The sequence below is a fragment of the Pelomonas sp. BJYL3 genome (assembly GCF_027257975.1).
Classification (GTDB): Bacteria; Pseudomonadota; Gammaproteobacteria; order Burkholderiales; family Burkholderiaceae_C; genus Roseateles_B; species Roseateles_B flavus.
In genome coordinates, this window is the sequence record NZ_JANZKX010000006.1 from 228272 (window position 1) to 245094 (window position 16823).

Genomic DNA, 16823 nt, shown 5'->3' on the forward strand with positions numbered 1-16823 from the left:
CGGCTTCAGTGCGCGCCGCCCGCGTCGACCGGCGCCGCCAGGCGCGGCGGCCTCTTGGTGAGCCACACGGAGGCGATCAGCACCAGGAAGATGGCGGCCGAGGCGATGAAGATGTCGTCCGCCGCGCGGGTGAAGGCCTGCTGGTCCACCATGCGGTTGAGCCAGGCCAGGGACTGCTCCTGGCTCATGCCGCCGGCCTGCAGCTGGCGCAGGGTCTCGGTGGTCACCGCATCGCCCTGCGCCAGGCGCTCGGCCAGGTGGTGGTGGTGCAGCGCGGCGCGGTTCTCCCACAGCGTGGTCGAGATCGAGGTGCCCATGGCGCCCGCCGTGATCCGCACGAAGTTCGACAGCCCCGCGGCCGCCGCGATGCGGTCCGGCGTGATGCCCGACAGCGTCAGCGTGGTCAGCGGAATGAAGAAGAAGGCCAGCGCCGCGCCCTGCAGGATCGTGGGGATCATGATGGTGGCGAAGTCCGTCTGCGTGGTGAAGTTGCCGCGCATCTTCAGCACGATGGCGAACATCACGAAGGCGAAGCTGGCCATCCAGCGCGGGTCCACCCGGGCCACGTTGCGGCCCACCACCGGCGACAGCAGGATGGCCAGCAGGCCCACCGGCGCCAGCGCCATGCCGGCATCGGTGGCCGTGTAGCCCATCCACTGCTGCAGCCACAGCGGCAGCAGCACCACATTGCCGAAGAAGAGGCCGTAGGCGATGGACAGCGTGGCCGCACCGAAGAGGAAGTTGCGCCGCGCGAAGAGGCGCAGGTCCACCACCGGGTGCTCGTCCGTCAGCTCCCACACCAGGAAGAAGGCGAATCCGATCAGCGCCGTCAGGCCCAGGATGCAGATTTCGGGGCTGGCGAACCAGTCCAGCTCCTTGCCCTTGTCCAGCATGACTTGCAGCGCGCCGACCCACAGCACCAGCAGGGCCAGGCCCACGCCGTCGATGGGCAGCTTCTTGATCTGCGTCTCGCGCGAGCGGTAGATGCTCCAGGTCATGCCTGCGGCCAGCAGGCCCACGGGAACGTTGATGTAGAAGATCCAGGGCCAGGAGACGTTGTCCGTGATCCAGCCGCCCAGCAAGGGCCCGACCACGGGCGCGACCAGCGTCGTCACCCCCCACAACGCGAGGGCCGTGCCGGCCTTGGCCGGCGGATAGCTGGACAGCAGCAGGGTCTGGGACAGCGGGATCATCGGCCCCGCCACCAGGCCCTGCAGCACGCGGCAGGCCACCAGCATCTCCAGCGAATGCGCGAAGCCGCACAGCCAGGAGGCCAGCACGAAGAGCAGCACGCTGGTGGTGAACAGGCGCACGGCGCCGAAGCGCTGGGTCAGCCAGCCAGTCAGCGGCACGGAGATGGCATTGGCCACGCCGAAGCTCGTGATCACCCAGGTGCCCTGCACCGGGCTCACGCCCAGGTCACCAGCGATGGCCGGCAGCGACACGTTGGCGATGGACGAGTCCAGCACGTTCATGAAGGTCGCCAGTGACAGGGCAACGGTGCCCATCACCAGGTCGGAGCCCTTGAGCGGTGGCGGTGGCGCCACGGCAGCAGCGGGGGCGCTCATGCTCAGGCCTTTCCGTGCAGGGCGTCGGTGTTGCGATGGGCCTTGGCCACGGCCTTGGGCGCGGTGGCCACGGGCTTGGCCGCGCGTCCCAGGTTGGACTGGATGATGCGCTGGACCTCGGCGTCAGCCGCGCGGTCCTGGTCCTCGAAGACCTTGGTCGCGGTGGCGCTGCCGGCGGCAACGGTCTCGGACAGCGGCTTGCCCGACTGGTCCTTCACGTCGACGGCCACGTTCATGGACAGGCCCACGCGCAGCGGATGCTCGGCCAGCTCCTTGGCGTCCAGGGCGATGCGCACCGGCACACGCTGCACGACCTTGATCCAGTTGCCCGTGGCGTTCTGGGCCGGCAGCACGGCAAAGGCCGCACCGGTGCCCGCGCCCAGGCCCACGACCTTGCCGTGGAACTCGGCCTTGTCGCCGTACACATCGGCCACCAGGGTCACCGGCTGGCCGATGCGCAGGCGGGCCAGCTGGCCTTCCTTGAAATTGGCGTCGACCCAGGCCTGCTGCAGGCCCACCACGCTCATCAGGGGGGTGCCGGCGGCCACGCGCTGGCCCAGCTGCACGCTGCGGCGTGCCACCCAGCCGTCGACCGGAGCAACGAGCTCGTTGCGCTGCACGGCCAGGAAGGTCTCGCGCACGCGGGCGGCGGCGCGCTGCACATTGGGGTGCTGCTCGACGCTGGTGCCATCGGTCAGCGACTGGCTGGAGGCCAGCTGCTCGCGGGCCGCCTCGGCCGCGGCTTCGGCGGCCGCGACGGCAGCCTGCGCGGTCTTGAGCTGGGCGCGGGCATGCTCCAGCTCCTCCTTGCCGACGGCGCCGGTAGCCACCAGGGGCTCGCGGCGGCTGACGTCGTCCTTCAGGCGGGCCGCCTCGCTGCGGGCGCGCAGCAGGTCGGCCTCACGGCTGCGGACCTGGGCCTGCAAGGTGGCGTTGTTGGCGAAGAGGGTGCGGACCTCGCGCACCGTCTGGCCCAGCTGGGCCTGGGCCTGGTCCAGGGCCATGCGGGCATCGACCGGGTCCAGGCTCACCAGCTTCTGGCCGGCCTTGACGGCGTCGGTGTCATCCACATGGATGGCGCGCACGGTGCCGCCCACCAGGGGCGTGATCTGCACGACATTGGCCTGCACATAGGCGTTGTCCGTCTTCTCGAAATGGCGGCCGACGAGCCACTCGTAGGCGCTGTAGGCGCCAAAGCCCAGGATGAGGGCGACGGCCACGGTGGTCAGGCCCTTCTTGCGCTGGGGGTTGCCGTTCTTCGCCGGAGCGGTGGCGGAGCTGTTGCTGTTGTCTTGGCTCATGGTGTGCTGGTCTTGATGTTGGGGGGCGGCCCGCTCGGCGGCGCCGCTGGACTATTCGGGCGTGTGGTCAGGCGCGGGGCTCGGTGCGGAGGGCTTCGCCGCCCAGGGCACGCATCAGCTGCACGCGGCTGTCGAGCTGCTGGGCGCGCAGGTCCAGGGACTGGCGCTGCTGCTGGATCAGCGCCTGCTGCGCCTGGATCACCGGCAGGCGGTTGCCCAGGCCGGCGGCCTGCCGCTCCTGGGCCAGGCGCAGCTGCTGCTCATTGCTGCGCAGCAGGGCCTCCTGGGGCGACTGCTGGGCCTGCAGCGAGCGCAGCGCTTCCCACTGCTCGCGGGCGTCGCGCACGCCTTCGAGCACGGCGGCGTTGTAGGCAGCCACCGCGGCCTCCTGCTCGGCCACGGCGGACTTGAAACCGGCACGCAGGCGGCCGGTATCGAACAGGGGCAGGCGCAGCGAGGGCCCGAAGCCCAGCTGGTGGCTGCCGCTCTCCAGCAGCTTGTCCAGGCCGATGCTGCTGAAGCCGGCGAAGGCATTGAGCGTCAGGTCCGGATAGAAGCGGCCACGGGCCGCGGTGATCTCGTAGCCGGCGGCCTCGACGCGCGCCAGAGCCGCGCGCACGTCAGGCCGCGAGGCCAGCAGGTCCAGGCTGGGTACGGTGGCCGGGGCGACCGTGGCTGGCAGCGCCGGCTGCCAGTCGGCCAGCGATTCCAGCGGCTGCACACTGAGGGCCGCCAGCTGCACGCGGTAGCCCTGGGCCTGCTGCTGCAGGACCAGGAGCTGGCGCTGCAGGTCGGCCAGAGGCGCCTCGGCGCCGCGCAGTTCGATGTCGGTATCCAGGCCGGCGGCGCGGCGCTGGCGGACCAGCTCCAGTGCCTGCTGGCGCAGCACGACTTGCTGCTGCAGCAGCTGCTCCTGGCTCACGCTGCGAGCCAGGCCCAGCCAGGCACGCAGCACGGCGCTGGCGATGTTCAGCCGGGCTGCCTCGCCCTCGGCCTGCAGGGCGCGCTGCTGGCCGAGGCTGGCCTGCAGCGCGGCCTGGTGGCGGCCGAAGAAGTCCCAGTCATAGCTGACGCCCGCCTGCAGGGTCGCGGTGTTGTAGACGTGACCGGCCAGGGGCGGCGGGTACATGCCGTGCTCGCTGAAGCGCTGGCGCTCGACGTCCAGACCCACGCCGATGATGGGCTTGTCGGCCGCGGCGGCGTTGTCCACCACGGCGCCAGCCTTGGCGATGCGGGCACGGGCCAGGGCCAGGCTGGGGGCATCGCGCAGGGCCTTGTCCATGAGGGCGTTGAGGCGCTCGTCGCCCCAGGCGCGCCACCAGGCGGCGTCAGCCACCGCGCCACCGGCCTGCAGACCCAGCGCCTCGCCCTTCAGGCGCTCGGGCACGGCCGGCTGCGGCGGCACGGGCGCACAGGCCGTCATCAGGCCCAGGGCCAGCATCAGCGCTGGCAATGCAGACAGGCGCAGCGCGCCCAGGCGGGGGTGTGGGTACATCGGTTTCATTCCTTGCTTGCCTCGCGCAGCGCTTCGCCATTGGCCATCAGGCGCTGCAGCAGTTCGATCAGGGTGCGCCACTCGGCCTCGGTAAAGCCGGCCAGGTGGGCGTTGAAGACTTCGGACAGCACGGCCGGCAGCTCGGCAGTGACCCGCTGGCCTTCCTCGCTCAGCGAGACCTGGACCACGCGGCGGTCCGTGCTGGAGCGCTCGCGCTGCACCAGGCCCTTGGCCTCGAGCCGGTCCAGCAGGCGGCTGAGGGCGCCGGCGTCCATGTCGAGGTCCTTGCCCAGCTGCAGGGTGGAGTTGGGCCCATGCAGGCGCAGCTTGAGCATCGGCGCCCATTGCGCGTGGGTCAGGCCGTGCTGGCACAGGCGCTTGTCGGCCAGGTGGACGATGGACTGCTTGATGCGGTGCATCAGCCAGCCGATGCTGTCCTGGCTGCGGTAGGTGTCGGCGCTGTAGAAGGCGGCCGGCGGAGGGAGTGGTGTGGGTTGCTTCATATCAATTGCCTAGGCAATTATTGCTCAGGCAAGTATCCTTGTGGAAGACGGGGATTTCGCGATTCCCGTTCCAATTGCCGCATCTCGCACAGATCTGCTTGCAAAGCGCGGACCTGTCCCCAGATGCCTGCCACCCCTGCCGCACGCCCATCCCATGCCGGACACCGCCCAAGCCATCGCCTCACCCGCCCCCGCCCAGCGCAGCGCCCCTGGCGCCGACCAGGCCAAGGGCCCGCCCCAGGCCCTGGCCGCCCTCTGGCCCTTCCTGCGGCCCTACCGGGGGCGCGTGGTACTCGCCGGGCTCTTCCTGCTCCTGGCAGCCGTCAGCACCCTGCTCTTTCCCGTCGCCCTGAAGCAGTTGATCGACCAGGGTCTGGTGTCCAGCGACCCCAGCCAGCGCGTGATGGCCTTGCGCGGCCATTTCGGCGCCCTGTTCGGCGTGGGCATCGCCCTGGCGGTGTTCTCGGCAGCGCGCTTCTACAGCGTCACCTGGCTGGGCGAGCGGGTCACCGCGGACCTGCGCAACGCGGTCTACCGCCACGTGCTGAAGCAAAGCCCCGCCTTCTTCGAGACCACCCAGACCGGCGAGGTGCTGAGCCGGCTCACCACGGACACGACGGTGGTGCAGACCGTCGTGGGCTCCAGCTTCTCCATGGGCCTGCGCAATGTGGTGATGGGGATCGGCGCCCTGCTGATGCTGGTCTGGAGCAATCCCGGCCTGATGCTGCCGGTGCTGGGCCTGCTGACGCTCGTGGTGCTGCCCGCGGTGCTGCTGGGGCGCCGGGTGCGCAAGCTCAGCCGCGCCAGCCAGGACCGCGTGGCGGACACCAGCGCCATCGCCGCCGAGGTGATCAATGCCGTCACCGTGGTGCAGAGCTACACGCAGGAAGCCCGCGAAGGCCAGCGCTTCGAGCAGGCCAGCGAGGCCGCCTTCGACACCGCCCGCAAGCGCATGAAGGTGCGCGCCGGCCTCGTGGCCTTCCTGATCACCGCCACCTTCGGGGCCATGCTCTTCGGCCTCTACCGCGGCACGGAGGCCGTCATCGAGGGCCGCATGAGCGCCGGCCTGCTGGGCCAGACCCTGGTCTACGTCACCCTGCTGGTCTCCAGCGTGGCGGTGCTCGCCGAGGTCTGGGGCGACGTGCTGCGCGCGGCCGGCGCCATGGAGCGCCTCAGCGAGCTGCTGGCGGCCCAGTCCCCCATCCAGGACCCGCCACGCACGCTGACTCTGCCGCCGGCCCGCGCCGGCGCCACCCTGGTGCTGGAGGACGTGCATTTCCACTACCCCTCCCGGCCGGACAGGCCGGCCCTGCAGGGCCTGAGCCTGCGCCTCGCACCCGGCGAGACTGTCGCCCTCGTCGGCGCCAGCGGCGCGGGCAAGAGCACCGTGCTGCAGCTGCTGCAGCGCTTCTACGACGCGCAGCAGGGCCGGATCGAGCTCGATGGCGTGCCCATCACGCAACTGCCCCTGCAGGCCCTGCGCCAGCGGGTGGGCCTGGTGCCCCAGGACAGCGTGATCTTCTCGACCAATGCGCTTGAGAACATCCGCTACGGCCGGCCGGACGCCACGGACGAGGAAGTCATCGCCGCCGCCCGGGCGGCCTTCGCGCACGACTTCATCAGCGCCCTGCCCCAGGGTTACGAGACTTTCCTGGGCGAGCGCGGCGTCCGACTCTCGGGCGGCCAGCGCCAGCGCATCAGCATTGCGCGGGCCATCCTGAAGAACCCGCCCCTGCTGCTGCTGGACGAGGCCACCAGCGCCCTGGACGCCGAAAGCGAGCGCGTGGTGCAGGCCGCGCTGGAGGCCGCCATGCGCCAGCGCAGCACCCTGGTCATCGCCCACCGCCTGGCCACCGTGCAGCGGGCTGACCGCATCCTGGTGCTGGACCACGGACAGATCGTCGAGCAGGGCACGCATGCCGAGCTGGTGGAGCGCGGCGGCATCTATGCGCGGCTGGCGGCGCTGCAGTTCCAGACCGGCACCTGAGGCGGCTCCCGGCGGGTAGAGTTGGGCCCGCCCTGCTCACCCGGACCGCCCATGACACGGACCTGCCCACCCGCGCGCCTGCGCCCCTTCCCGACGCTGCTCGACCGCCTCGCTCACGGCCTGCTCCTGCTGCTGCCGGTCCTGCTGACGGTCCTGCTGATGGCACTGCCCCTGGCCGGTCTCGCGCAGACGCCGGCGGCGGCGCCCTCCTCGGCCGTGACTGCAACGCTCCCGGCAGGCGTCCCTGCGTCAGGGCCCGCTCTCGCCGAGCCCCGGCTGCAGCTCGCGGGGCGAGAGATCCTCGTGTTCCGCGCCAGCTCGCTGGGCCTGAGCCCGGCCGACCGGCAGCGGCGCGCGCAGGCCCAGCTGCAGGGCGTGCTGGAGGCGCAGGCGCCCGAGTATCAAGTGACGCTGCGCCCCGCCCCCGACGGCCGGGCCCTGCTGGTGAACGGGCAGCTGATCAGCACCCTCATGCCGGCCGACCTGGGCCTGGACGCCCCCACGGAGCAGGACCTGGACCAGCGTGCCCAGCACGCCAAGACCCAGCTGCAACGGGCTCTGGCCGAACACCAGGAGGCCCACAGCTGGCAGCGCCTGGGGCTCTCGGCGCTGTGGGTGCTGGGCTCGCTGGGCCTGCTGCTGCCGCTGCTCTGGGCCCTGCGCAGGGTGTCGCGGATCAGCCTGCGCCTGCTCGCGCGCGGGGCCGGCGCACAGGCCCGCAAGCTGCAGGTCAGCGGGGTCACGCTGCTGAGCCTGGACCGCCTGGGCGACGGCGTGCGACTGGTCGTGCGCCTGCTGCATGCCGGCCTGTGGCTGCTGCTGGTGTACGAGTGGCTGGGCTGGGCCCTTCGCCAGTTCCCCTACACACGGGTGTGGGGCGAGCAGCTGCATGCCGCGCTGCGCGACGCCCTGGGCGGCGTGCTGATCGGTGCGGCCAGTGCTCTGCCCCAGCTGCTGGTGGCCGTGCTGATCTTCGTGCTCGCGCATTTCCTGAGCACTGCCCTGGACCCCTTCTTCGAGCGAGCCGAATCCGGCGCCGTCGACCTGGGCTGGCTGGACGCCGACACCGCCCGCCCCACGCGCCGCCTGATGCGACTGGGCATCTGGACTTTCGCCGTGGCCATGGCCTACCCCTACCTCCCCGGCGCGCAGACCGAGGCCTTCAAGGGCCTGTCCGTGCTCATCGGCCTGATGGCCTCGCTGGGCGCCTCCAGCGTGGTGGGCCAGGCCGCCGCGGGGCTGATCCTCATGTACACGCGCACGCTGCGCATCGGCGAGTACGTGCGCATCGGCGAGCATGAAGGCACCGTCACCGAGCTGGGCACCTTCGCCACCCGCATCCGCACCGGCCAGGGTGACGAGCTCACGCTGCCCAACGCCCTGATCGCCGGAAGCGTCACGCGCAACTACTCCCGCACCGGCGGCGGCGCAGGCTTTGCGCTGGACACGACCGTGACCATCGGCTATGACACCGCCTGGCGCCAGGTCGAGGCCATGCTCAAGCTCGCGGCAGCCCGCACGCCTGGCATCCTCCAGGATCCCGCGCCGCGCGTGTTCCAGACCGCGCTGTCGGACTTCTACGTCGAGTACCGCCTGGTGGTGCAGGCCCAGCCCACGGAGCCGGGCCCGCGGGCTCAGGTGCTGAGCCTGCTCCACGCGGAGATCCAGGACGTCTTCAACGAGTTCGGCGTGCAGATCATGTCCCCGCACTATCTGGGCGATCCCGACGCAGCCAAGGTGGTTCCACCCGCCCACTGGCACCCCGAGCCTGCGCAGGGCGGGCCGGCGGCACAGGCCCCGGCAGGCGAACAGCGGCTCGCATAAACTACGCTGCCTCATCTGCTGCCCTGACGCTGCCCGGACCCCTGCCGTGACCACCCGCCCCGTTCGAAGCCAGTACGAAAATTTCATGCGCCTTGTCTTTGAACAGGGCGTGAGCAAGGGCGACCGCACGGGCACCGGCACGCGCTCGCTCTTCGGCCACCAGATGCGCTTCGACCTCAACGAGGGCTTCCCGCTGGTGACCACGAAGAAGGTGCACCTCAAGTCCATCATCCTGGAACTGCTGTGGTTCCTGCGCGGCGATTCCAATGTGCAATGGCTGCAGGAGCGCGGCTGCACCATCTGGGACGAATGGGCCCGCGAGGACGGCGACCTCGGTCCGGTCTACGGCGTGCAATGGCGCTCATGGCCCACGCCGGACGGCGGCCACATCGACCAGATCAGCGAGGTGCTGCAGCAGCTGCGCAGCAATCCGGACTCGCGCCGCCTCATCGTCAGCGCCTGGAACGTGGCCGATCTCTCGAAGATGGCCCTGATGCCCTGCCACGCCTTCTTCCAGTTCTACGTGGCCCCCGCCACCGAGCCCGGCGGCCGCGGCAGGCTCTCCTGCCAGCTCTACCAGCGCAGCGCGGACATCTTCCTGGGCGTGCCCTTCAACATCGCCAGCTACGCCCTGCTGACCCACATGGTGGCCCAGCAGTGTGACCTGGACCTGGGCGACTTCATCTGGACTGGCGGCGACTGCCACATCTACAGCAATCATTTCGAGCAGGTGCAGACCCAGCTCGGCCGCGAGCCCTTCCCCTACCCCACCCTGCACATCCGTCGCAAGCCCGACAGCCTGTTCGGCTACCAGCTCGACGACTTCGAAGTGCAGGACTACCAGCACCACGCCGCCATCAAGGCGCCCGTGGCGGTCTGAGGTCCGGGGCAAGCATGCAAGACCTGACCCTCATCGCCGGCCTGTGCCGGGATCGCGGCATCGGCCTTGGCAACGAGCTGCTGGTGCGCCTGCCCGAGGACATGGCCCACTTCAAGGCGCTCACCCTGGGCCACACGGTGCTGATGGGGCGCAAGACCTGGGATTCCATCCCCGCGAAGTTCCGCCCCCTGCCCGGCCGCCGCAACCTGGTGCTGAGCCGCCAGGCGGGCCTGCAACTGCCCGGCGCCGAGGTCTTCACCGACATCACCGCGGCCCTGGCCGCCTGCGGCCCCGCAGAGCGGGTCTTCGTGATGGGCGGCGCCGAGATCTACGCCCTGGCCCTGCCCATGGCCACGGCCCTGGAACTGACGGAGTTCGACCTGCAGCGCCCGGCCGACGCCTTCTTCCCGGCCTGGGATGCCACGCAGTTCCGCATGAGCCGCCGCGAGGCGCACACGCACCGCGCCGGCGAGCCAGAAGGTTTTTCTTACAGCTTCGTGCGCTACGAACGCGTAGGCTGAGCGGTTTTTCAATTTCGGGAGGAATGAACAATGTCCGGAGGCGGTTTCCACGTCCACGGCCCGCATGACCACGAACTGGAGCATGCGGCCCAGCACGAACCCAAAGGCATGGCCGGCCAGCTGGCCGTGATCACGGCCATCCTGGCCACGGTGGGTGCGCTCTTCGCCTACATGGGCGGTGCCACCCAGGCCAATGCCGGCCTCTACAAGAACGACGCGGCCATCAAGAAGACGGAAGCGGCGAACAAGTGGGCCTACTTCCAGTCCAAGAGCAGCAAGCAGAACCTGGCCGAGATTGCCATGGACCTGGCTCCCAGCGAGGAGCAGAAGGCCAAGTACAAGGCCAAGATCGAGCGCTACGAGACCGAGAAGAACGAGATCAAGAAGGAAGCCGAGGCCCTGGAGAAGGAGTCCGCCGACTTCGACCACCAGAGCGAGCAGCAGCTCCACCAGCACCACCGCTGGGCGCAGGCCACCACGGCGCTGCAGGTCTCCATCGCCCTGGCCGCCATCGCCTTGCTGACCCGCCGCCGCTGGATGGAAGGCGCGACGCTGGCCGTGGGCGGCGTGGGCGTGCTGATCGGCATTGCGGCCTGGCTGCATTACTGAAGCCTGCAGGTCGCGGGCCGCAGTGAGCGGCCCGTTTCCGGGCGGCGGCCTCAGGCCGTCGGTTCCAGCCTGAAGGCCCGCACCGCCTCGATCAGGGCCTGGGCCTGCTGGCTCAGGCTTTCCGCCGCAGCGGCACTCTCCTCCACCAGGGCGGCGTTCTGCTGCGTGACCTGGTCCAGCTGACCCACCGCACTGCTGATCTGCTGGATGCCCGTGGTCTGCTCATTGTTGGCGGTGCTGATTTCGCTGATCAGATCCGTCACGCGACGCACCTGGCTGACGATGTCCGCCATGGTGCTGCCCGCCTCGTTCACCAGCTGACTGCCGGCCTCGACCTTGCCCACGCTGTCGTGGATCAGGCCCTTGATCTCGCGGGCCGCCTCGGCGCTGCGCTGGGCCAGGCTGCGCACCTCGCTGGCCACCACGGCAAAGCCACGGCCCTGCTCGCCAGCCCGCGCGGCTTCCACAGCGGCATTCAGGGCCAGGATGTTGGTCTGGAAGGCAATGCCGTCGATGACGCCGATGATGTCGACGATCTTGCGTGAGGCCCCGTTGATCTCCTCCATGGTCGAGACCACGCGGCTGACCACCTCGCCGCCGCGCTCGGCGACCGCGCTGGCCGAGCCCGCCAGCTGCGTGGCCTGGCGGGCGGTGTCGGCATTGCTGCGCACGGTGTCGGACAGCGTCTCCATCGAAGCCGCCGTCTGCTGCAGGTTGCTGGACTGCTGCTCGGTCCGCTGAGACAGGTCGGCATTGCCCGTGGCGATCTGGGCTGAGCCGGTGACGATGCTGTCGCTGCTGGCGCGCACGACGCCCACCACATCACGCAGGGCATGCTGCATCCGGGACACGGAAGCCAGCAGGCTGTGAGATGAAACGTCCTGCAGCTCGACCGGGCTGGTGAGGTCACCTGAGGCGACCCGCTCCACGATGCTGCGCACCTGGGCAGGCTCTGCACCCAGCTGCGAAAGAATGGCGCGGTAGCCCCACCACAGCAGGGCGGCCACGGCCAGCACCAGCAGGACGGCCAACAACACCGAGACATTGGCCCAGGTGCTGCGCTGCTCGCTGGCCTGCGCCACAGCCAGGGCGGTGCGCTGGTCCAGCAGCTGGAGGAACTCGTCCACCGGTCGCATGATCTTGGCCTTGAACCGGTGGTAGTCCAGGTCATGCATCATGGCGCGGGCCCGCTCCAGGTCTGGCTCGCCCTGCTTGGTGAAGCCGCCCTTGCCATCGTCATAGAGTCCCTTGACGAGGTTCATGGCGATGGTCTCGGTGCGCACCAGGTCGTTGGAGTTCTGCTGGGCTTCCCGCAACTTGGCGAATTCGGCCTCGGTGAAGCCGGCCTTCTTCATCAAGTCCTGCAGCGGCACTGAGGCGCCGCTGCCCTTGCTGGGTGTTTCATCGGCAGCGCGAAAGTCCCAGTAGATGCCCTGGTAGTTCGCCGGCCTGGGAAGTTTTCCGTTGCGGACATCCAGCACCTCGAAGTACTGCTTCTCCCACTTGGAATCGGCACTGATCACATAGGTGCGGGCGAGGCGGGTGAGGTCGTCCGAGCTTTGCCGCAGCTCGTCGGCGAGGAGGTAGGAGTCATAGCGTGCCTGGGTGGCCCGCTCCACGCTCTCTGCCGCGCGCCGCATCGCCAGCGTCGAACACAGGAGCAGAACCGAGATGCCGAACACCGCAGCGAACAGCGTGCCGAAGATGCCGCGAACCGAACTTGCCTTGCCTTGTTGCATGGTTCTCTCCATGAGATGGCTGGAGCAGGCACGCAGGATGTACGCTGCTCACGTTGCCGGGCAGAGATGCACCATCACGACGGTCAGGCACCAGCCTCGCCGTGCGGATGGAGAAGTGGATGTGGAAGTGGAAGTGGAAGTGGAATGCGGGCGTCTAAGGCCCGAAAGCACAGTTCTGCATGAATCGCTCCCTTGCGCGGGCCAGCCTCTTGGCTTGTTATCCCGCTGATTGCAGCCATCGGCGCGCGCCTAGCATCCCTTGAGGGTGTCGCGCGACCCAACGTGGTGCAACCTTACGCAGGGCGGTTGGGCAACGCAATCTCAGTTCTGGCCGACAATGGCTCACCCCCCCGTCATTTGCCTCGAAGTCATGAAATTTGCCACGTGGAACGTCAACTCCCTTGCCGTGCGCTTGCCACAGCTCCTGGACTGGCTGGCGGCCAATCCGGTCGATGCCCTGGTGCTGCAGGAGACCAAGCTCACGGATGACAAGTTCCCCACGCTGGAGATCGGCGCGGCGGGCTACCAAGTGCAGTGGTTCGGCCAGAAGACCTACAACGGCGTGGCCCTGCTGAGCCGCAAGCCGGCCACGGACGTGGTCAAGAACATCCTCGGCTTTGCGGACGAACAGGCGCGCGTGATCGCCGGCACGGTGGACGGCGTACGAGTCATCGGCGCCTATTTCCCCAACGGCCAGGCGCCGGACAGCGAGAAGTTCGTCTACAAGATGGGCTGGCTGGAGGCCTTGCGCGAGTGGGTCCGGGCCGAGCTGAAGACGCACGAGCGCCTGGTGCTGATGGGCGACTTCAACATCGCCCCCGAGGACCGCGACGTTTACGACCCCGTGGCTTGGGCGGGCCAGATCCACTGCACGCCGCAGGAACGCGAGCACTTCCAGGCGCTCCTGGGCCTGGGCCTGGTCGACGCCTTCCGGATGTTCGAGCAGCCGCCCAAGAGCTGGAGCTGGTGGGACTACCGCAACCTGGCTTTCCGCAAGAACCAGGGCCTGCGCATCGACCACATCCTGGTCAGCGAGGCCTTGCGCCCGCGCGTGAAGGCCTGCGAGATCGACAAGCAGCCGCGGCGCAACGAGCGGCCCAGCGACCATGCGCCTGTCATCGTCACCCTGGATTGAAGCCCTCAGGAGATCCCATGAGCCGAGCCGACCCTGCCACGCATGCCGACGCCCAGCTCCAGCGCTGGTGCGACGAGGAAGCCCGGGTCCGTCAGCGCATGCAGCCCGAGCCCGGGCTGGCGCGCCTGGACCAGCTGGCCGGCCTGGACGGCCTGGCCCAGATGCAGGCCATGCTCGACGGCGAGCTGCCACCCCCGCCCATCGCACTGACGCTGGACTTCCTGCTGATCGAGGTGGCCAAGGGCAAGGCCGTTTTCCAGGGCAAGCCGCAGTTCCGTCATTACAACCCCCTGGGCACCGTGCACGGCGGCTGGTTCGCCACGCTGCTGGACTCCGCCCTGGGCTGCGCGGTGCACACCACGCTGGAGCCGGGCAGCGGCTACACCACGCTGGAGTTCAAGGTCAATCTGGTGCGCGCCTTGACGGACAAGGTGCCCCTGGTCCGCGCCATCGGCGAGGTGACGCACCGCGGCCGGCAGGTGGCCACCTCGGAGGCCCGCCTGCTGGGGCATGACGGCAAGCTCTACGCCCACGCCAGCACCACCTGCCTGATCTTCGAGCAGCGGCAGGGCTGAGGGGCAGGCGCCCGCGGGCGCCCTGAGCCGCCCTGAGTCGCCCTGAGCCACCCTCAGGCGCGCAAGGCGTGCGTCGCGCGGGCCAGCTGGGTGATGCGGCCCCAGTCTCCGGCATCCATGGCGTCCTGCGGCGTGAGCCAGGAGCCGCCGCAGACCTTCACATTGGGCAGGGACAGGAACTGTGGGGCGGACTCCTGCGTGATGCCGCCCGTCGGGCAGAAGGCCACGTCCGGGAAGGGCCCGGCCAGGGCCTTGAGCAGGTTGACGCCGCCCACGGCCACCGCCGGGAAGAGCTTCAGGAAGGTGTAGCCCGCGGCATTGGCCTGCATGACCTCGCTGGCGGTGGAGACACCCGGCAGCAGGGCCAGGTCTTGCCCCTGGGCCGCCACGGCGATCTCGGAGTTGAAACCCGGGCTGACGCCGAAGCGGCAGCCGGCGTTCTTGGCCGCCGCCACATCCGCTGCGGTGCGCAGGGTGCCCGCCCCCACGATGGCCTCGGGCACGGCACGGGCCATGGCTTCCATGGCCTGCAGCGCCACCGGCGTGCGCAGCGTCACCTCCAGCACCCGCACGCCTCCGGCCACCAGGGCCTCGGCCAGGGGCACCGCATGCTCCAGCTTCTGGATCACGATGACGGGGATCACGGGGCCGTGGCTGGCCAGGCTCAGGGTCTGATTGCTCATGCTAGTTCCTCTGCTTTGTTCCACTGCTGCGTGCCGGGCGCTCAGAGCCAGGTGACCGCGCCTTCCTCAGCGCTGCGGACGTTGCGGCGGAAGCCACCGAACAGATTGCGGCCCAGGCCGGTGGCGTTGTCCGCCGCCTGCGCGGGATCGATGGTGGCCAGCTCGCGAACGGCCCATTCATCGGCAGGCACCCGGGCCTGCAGCTCGCCCGTCACGGCATCCAGGCGCACCACGTCGCCATCACGCAGGCGTGCCAGCGGCCCGCCGGCCAGCGCCTCGGGGCTCACATGGATGGCGGCCGGCACCTTGCCCGAGGCCCCGCTCATGCGGCCATCAGTCACCAGGGCCACCTTGAAGCCCTTGCCCTGCAGCACGGCCAGCGGCGGCGTGAGCTTGTGCAGCTCGGGCATGCCATTGGCGTGCGGGCCCTGGAAACGCACGACCACAACGACGTCCTGGTCCAGCTCGCCGGCCTTGAAGGCGGCCTGCATGGATTCCTGGTCGTTGAAGATGCGGCACGGGGCCTCGATCACATGGCGGTCCTCTGGCACGGCCGAGACCTTGATCACGGCGCGGCCCAGATTGCCGTCCAGCAGCTTCAGGCCTCCCGTCGGGCTGAAGGGCGCCGCGGCGGTTCGCACCACGCTGTCATCGCCCGACCCCGCCGGCAGGTCCTTCCATTCGACGCCCGCCGCCGAGGCCTGGGGCACGCGGCCGTAGGCTTCGAGGCCCGGCCCGTGGATGGTCAGTACATCGCCGTGCATCAGCCCGGCGCCCAGCAGCTCGCGGATCACGAAGCCCGGGCCGCCGGCGGCCTGGAACTGGTTCACGTCAGCGCTGCCATTGGGGTAGACGCGGGCCAGCAATGGCACCACGGCGGAGAGCTCGGAGAAGTCCGTCCAGTCGATGCTGATGCCCGCCGCGCGGGCCACGGCCACCCAGTGGATCAGGTGATTGGTGGAGCCGCCGGTCGCCAGCAGGGCCACCATGGCGTTGACGATGCAGCGCTCGTCCACCAGGCGGCCGATGGGCGTGAAGTCTGCCCCGGGCGCAATGCGCAGGGCCTGGCGCACGGCCTCGCGGCTCAGTTGCTCGCGCAAGTCGTCATGAGGGTGGACAAAGGCGGCACCCGGCACATGCAGGCCCATGGCCTCCAGCAGCATCTGGTTGCTGTTGGCCGTGCCGTAGAAGGTGCAGGTGCCGGCCCCGTGGTAGGCCGCGGACTCGGCCTTCAGCAGCTCCTCACGGCCGACCTTGCCCTGGGCAAAGAGCTCCCGCACCTTGGCCTTGTCGCTGTTGGACAGGCCGCTGCTCATGGGGCCGGCCGGCACGAAGACGCAGGGCAGATGGCCGAAGCTCAGGGCGCCGATCAGCAGGCCGGGCACGATCTTGTCGCAGATGCCCAGCAGCAGGGCGGCGTCGAAGACGTCGTGGCTCAGAGCCACGGCGGTGCCCATGGCGATGGTGTCCCGCGAGAAGAGGCTCATCTCCATGCCCGGCAGGCCCTGGGTGACGCCGTCGCACATGGCCGGCACGCCGCCGGCCACCTGCACGGTGGCGCCGTGGCGGCGGGCCTCGTCGCGGATCAGCTCGGGGTAGTGCTCGTAGGGCTGGTGGGCCGAGAGCATGTCGTTGTAGGCCGTGACCACCGCGAGATGAGTGGGCCGCTCGGCGACGATGCGCAGCTTGTCGTTCGCCGGCATGGCCGCAAAGGCATGGGCCACGTTGGCGCAGCCCATGCGCTCGGGACCCTTCTTGCGTTGGGCGAGGCGCTCGACCTCGGCCAGATAGCGTTCACGGGCCGGTGCACTGCGCTCGCGAATGCGGGCGGTCACCGTTTGCAGCGTCTTGTTCATGCGTCTGTGCCTCGGGCCGATGTAACTCAACCCTTATTAAGTTGGTAACCATATTACAAGAAGTGCGCCTGCTGCGGGTTACAAGGCGAGTACATGTGCAAGACAGGTGCCCGGCCGACAATGGAGCGCCGCCCCGAAACCGGGCAA

General features: G+C 69.6%; 14 protein-coding genes. 7 read left to right on the forward strand and 7 right to left on the reverse strand.

Going from position 1 to position 16823, the window contains the following annotated elements; translation table 11 throughout:
• Positions 1-5 precede the first annotated feature (5 nt).
• The 4 genes from O9Y01_RS18505 to O9Y01_RS18520 form a co-directional block, all read right to left on the reverse strand.
• Positions 6-1568 (reverse strand): DHA2 family efflux MFS transporter permease subunit, encoded by a 1563-nt coding sequence (locus tag O9Y01_RS18505; protein ID WP_269633079.1) that lies wholly within the window; start codon positions 1566-1568, stop codon positions 6-8.
• Positions 1569-1570: 2 nt separating this feature from the next.
• Positions 1571-2869 (reverse strand): HlyD family secretion protein, encoded by a 1299-nt coding sequence (locus tag O9Y01_RS18510; protein WP_269633080.1) that lies wholly within the window; start codon positions 2867-2869, stop codon positions 1571-1573.
• Between the two features lie 67 nt (positions 2870-2936).
• Positions 2937-4364 (reverse strand): efflux transporter outer membrane subunit, encoded by a 1428-nt coding sequence (locus O9Y01_RS18515; RefSeq protein ID WP_269633081.1) that lies wholly within the window; start codon positions 4362-4364, stop codon positions 2937-2939.
• 5 nt (positions 4365-4369) lie between these two features.
• Positions 4370-4867 (reverse strand): MarR family winged helix-turn-helix transcriptional regulator, encoded by a 498-nt coding sequence (locus O9Y01_RS18520; protein ID WP_269633082.1) that lies wholly within the window; start codon positions 4865-4867, stop codon positions 4370-4372.
• 154 nt (positions 4868-5021) lie between these two features.
• Between O9Y01_RS18520 and O9Y01_RS18525 the strand changes: the two genes are divergently transcribed.
• Genes O9Y01_RS18525 through O9Y01_RS18545 form a run of 5 tightly spaced genes read left to right on the forward strand, consistent with a single transcriptional unit; the run spans position 5022 to position 10688 of the window.
• Positions 5022-6854, forward strand: coding sequence for an ABC transporter transmembrane domain-containing protein (locus tag O9Y01_RS18525; protein WP_269633083.1), 1833 nt, complete (start codon positions 5022-5024; stop codon positions 6852-6854).
• 51 nt (positions 6855-6905) lie between these two features.
• On the forward strand, positions 6906-8678 hold the full coding sequence (locus O9Y01_RS18530) for a mechanosensitive ion channel family protein (RefSeq protein WP_269633084.1): 1773 nt from the start codon (positions 6906-6908) through the stop codon (positions 8676-8678).
• Positions 8679-8691: 13 nt separating this feature from the next.
• Positions 8692-9558, forward strand: a complete 867-nt coding sequence (locus O9Y01_RS18535) for a thymidylate synthase (protein ID WP_269633238.1) — start codon at positions 8692-8694, stop codon at positions 9556-9558.
• Between the two features lie 14 nt (positions 9559-9572).
• Positions 9573-10079 (forward strand): dihydrofolate reductase, encoded by a 507-nt coding sequence (locus O9Y01_RS18540; RefSeq protein WP_269633085.1) that lies wholly within the window; start codon positions 9573-9575, stop codon positions 10077-10079.
• 30 nt (positions 10080-10109) lie between these two features.
• The gene (locus O9Y01_RS18545; RefSeq protein ID WP_269633086.1) at positions 10110-10688 is read left to right on the forward strand and encodes a DUF4337 domain-containing protein; all 579 of its coding nucleotides are present in this window, start codon (positions 10110-10112) and stop codon (positions 10686-10688) included.
• 50 nt (positions 10689-10738) lie between these two features.
• Here O9Y01_RS18545 and O9Y01_RS18550 read toward each other — a convergent pair whose 3' ends face one another.
• Positions 10739-12427, reverse strand: coding sequence for a methyl-accepting chemotaxis protein (locus O9Y01_RS18550; protein WP_269633087.1), 1689 nt, complete (start codon positions 12425-12427; stop codon positions 10739-10741).
• 370 nt (positions 12428-12797) lie between these two features.
• On the opposite strand from O9Y01_RS18550, the gene xth reads away from it, so the two are divergent.
• Positions 12798-13562, forward strand: a complete 765-nt coding sequence (gene xth, locus O9Y01_RS18555) for an exodeoxyribonuclease III (RefSeq protein WP_269633088.1) — start codon at positions 12798-12800, stop codon at positions 13560-13562.
• A gap of 17 nt (positions 13563-13579) precedes the next feature.
• Entirely contained in the window at positions 13580-14137 is a 558-nt protein-coding gene (locus O9Y01_RS18560; protein WP_442952770.1) for a PaaI family thioesterase, read from the forward strand.
• Positions 14138-14190: 53 nt separating this feature from the next.
• Here the strand turns inward: O9Y01_RS18560 and eda are convergent, their stop codons facing one another.
• Together eda and edd are read right to left on the reverse strand one after the other, a co-directional pair.
• Entirely contained in the window at positions 14191-14820 is a 630-nt protein-coding gene (eda, locus tag O9Y01_RS18565; RefSeq protein ID WP_269633089.1) for a bifunctional 4-hydroxy-2-oxoglutarate aldolase/2-dehydro-3-deoxy-phosphogluconate aldolase, read from the reverse strand.
• A 41-nt stretch (positions 14821-14861) separates the two neighbouring features.
• Entirely contained in the window at positions 14862-16676 is a 1815-nt protein-coding gene (edd, locus tag O9Y01_RS18570) for a phosphogluconate dehydratase (RefSeq protein WP_269633090.1), read from the reverse strand.
• Positions 16677-16823: the final 147 nt, after the last annotated feature.

What these genes read in the sequence shown, in the direction of transcription:
- O9Y01_RS18545 (WP_269633086.1), top strand. Translation starts at nt 10,110, where the DNA reads ATGTCCGGAGGCGGTTTCCACGTCCACGGCCCGCATGACCACGAACTG.
- eda (WP_269633089.1), bottom strand. Translation starts at nt 14,820, where the DNA reads ATGAGCAATCAGACCCTGAGCCTGGCCAGCCACGGCCCCGTGATCCCC.
- O9Y01_RS18530 (WP_269633084.1), top strand. Translation starts at nt 6,906, where the DNA reads ATGACACGGACCTGCCCACCCGCGCGCCTGCGCCCCTTCCCGACGCTG.
- edd (WP_269633090.1), bottom strand. Translation starts at nt 16,676, where the DNA reads ATGAACAAGACGCTGCAAACGGTGACCGCCCGCATTCGCGAGCGCAGT.
- xth (WP_269633088.1), top strand. Translation starts at nt 12,798, where the DNA reads ATGAAATTTGCCACGTGGAACGTCAACTCCCTTGCCGTGCGCTTGCCA.
- O9Y01_RS18525 (WP_269633083.1), top strand. Translation starts at nt 5,022, where the DNA reads ATGCCGGACACCGCCCAAGCCATCGCCTCACCCGCCCCCGCCCAGCGC.
- O9Y01_RS18515 (WP_269633081.1), bottom strand. Translation starts at nt 4,364, where the DNA reads ATGTACCCACACCCCCGCCTGGGCGCGCTGCGCCTGTCTGCATTGCCA.
- O9Y01_RS18560 (WP_442952770.1), top strand. Translation starts at nt 13,580, where the DNA reads ATGAGCCGAGCCGACCCTGCCACGCATGCCGACGCCCAGCTCCAGCGC.
- O9Y01_RS18550 (WP_269633087.1), bottom strand. Translation starts at nt 12,427, where the DNA reads ATGCAACAAGGCAAGGCAAGTTCGGTTCGCGGCATCTTCGGCACGCTG.
- O9Y01_RS18520 (WP_269633082.1), bottom strand. Translation starts at nt 4,867, where the DNA reads ATGAAGCAACCCACACCACTCCCTCCGCCGGCCGCCTTCTACAGCGCC.
- O9Y01_RS18510 (WP_269633080.1), bottom strand. Translation starts at nt 2,869, where the DNA reads ATGAGCCAAGACAACAGCAACAGCTCCGCCACCGCTCCGGCGAAGAAC.
- O9Y01_RS18505 (WP_269633079.1), bottom strand. Translation starts at nt 1,568, where the DNA reads ATGAGCGCCCCCGCTGCTGCCGTGGCGCCACCGCCACCGCTCAAGGGC.
- O9Y01_RS18540 (WP_269633085.1), top strand. Translation starts at nt 9,573, where the DNA reads ATGCAAGACCTGACCCTCATCGCCGGCCTGTGCCGGGATCGCGGCATC.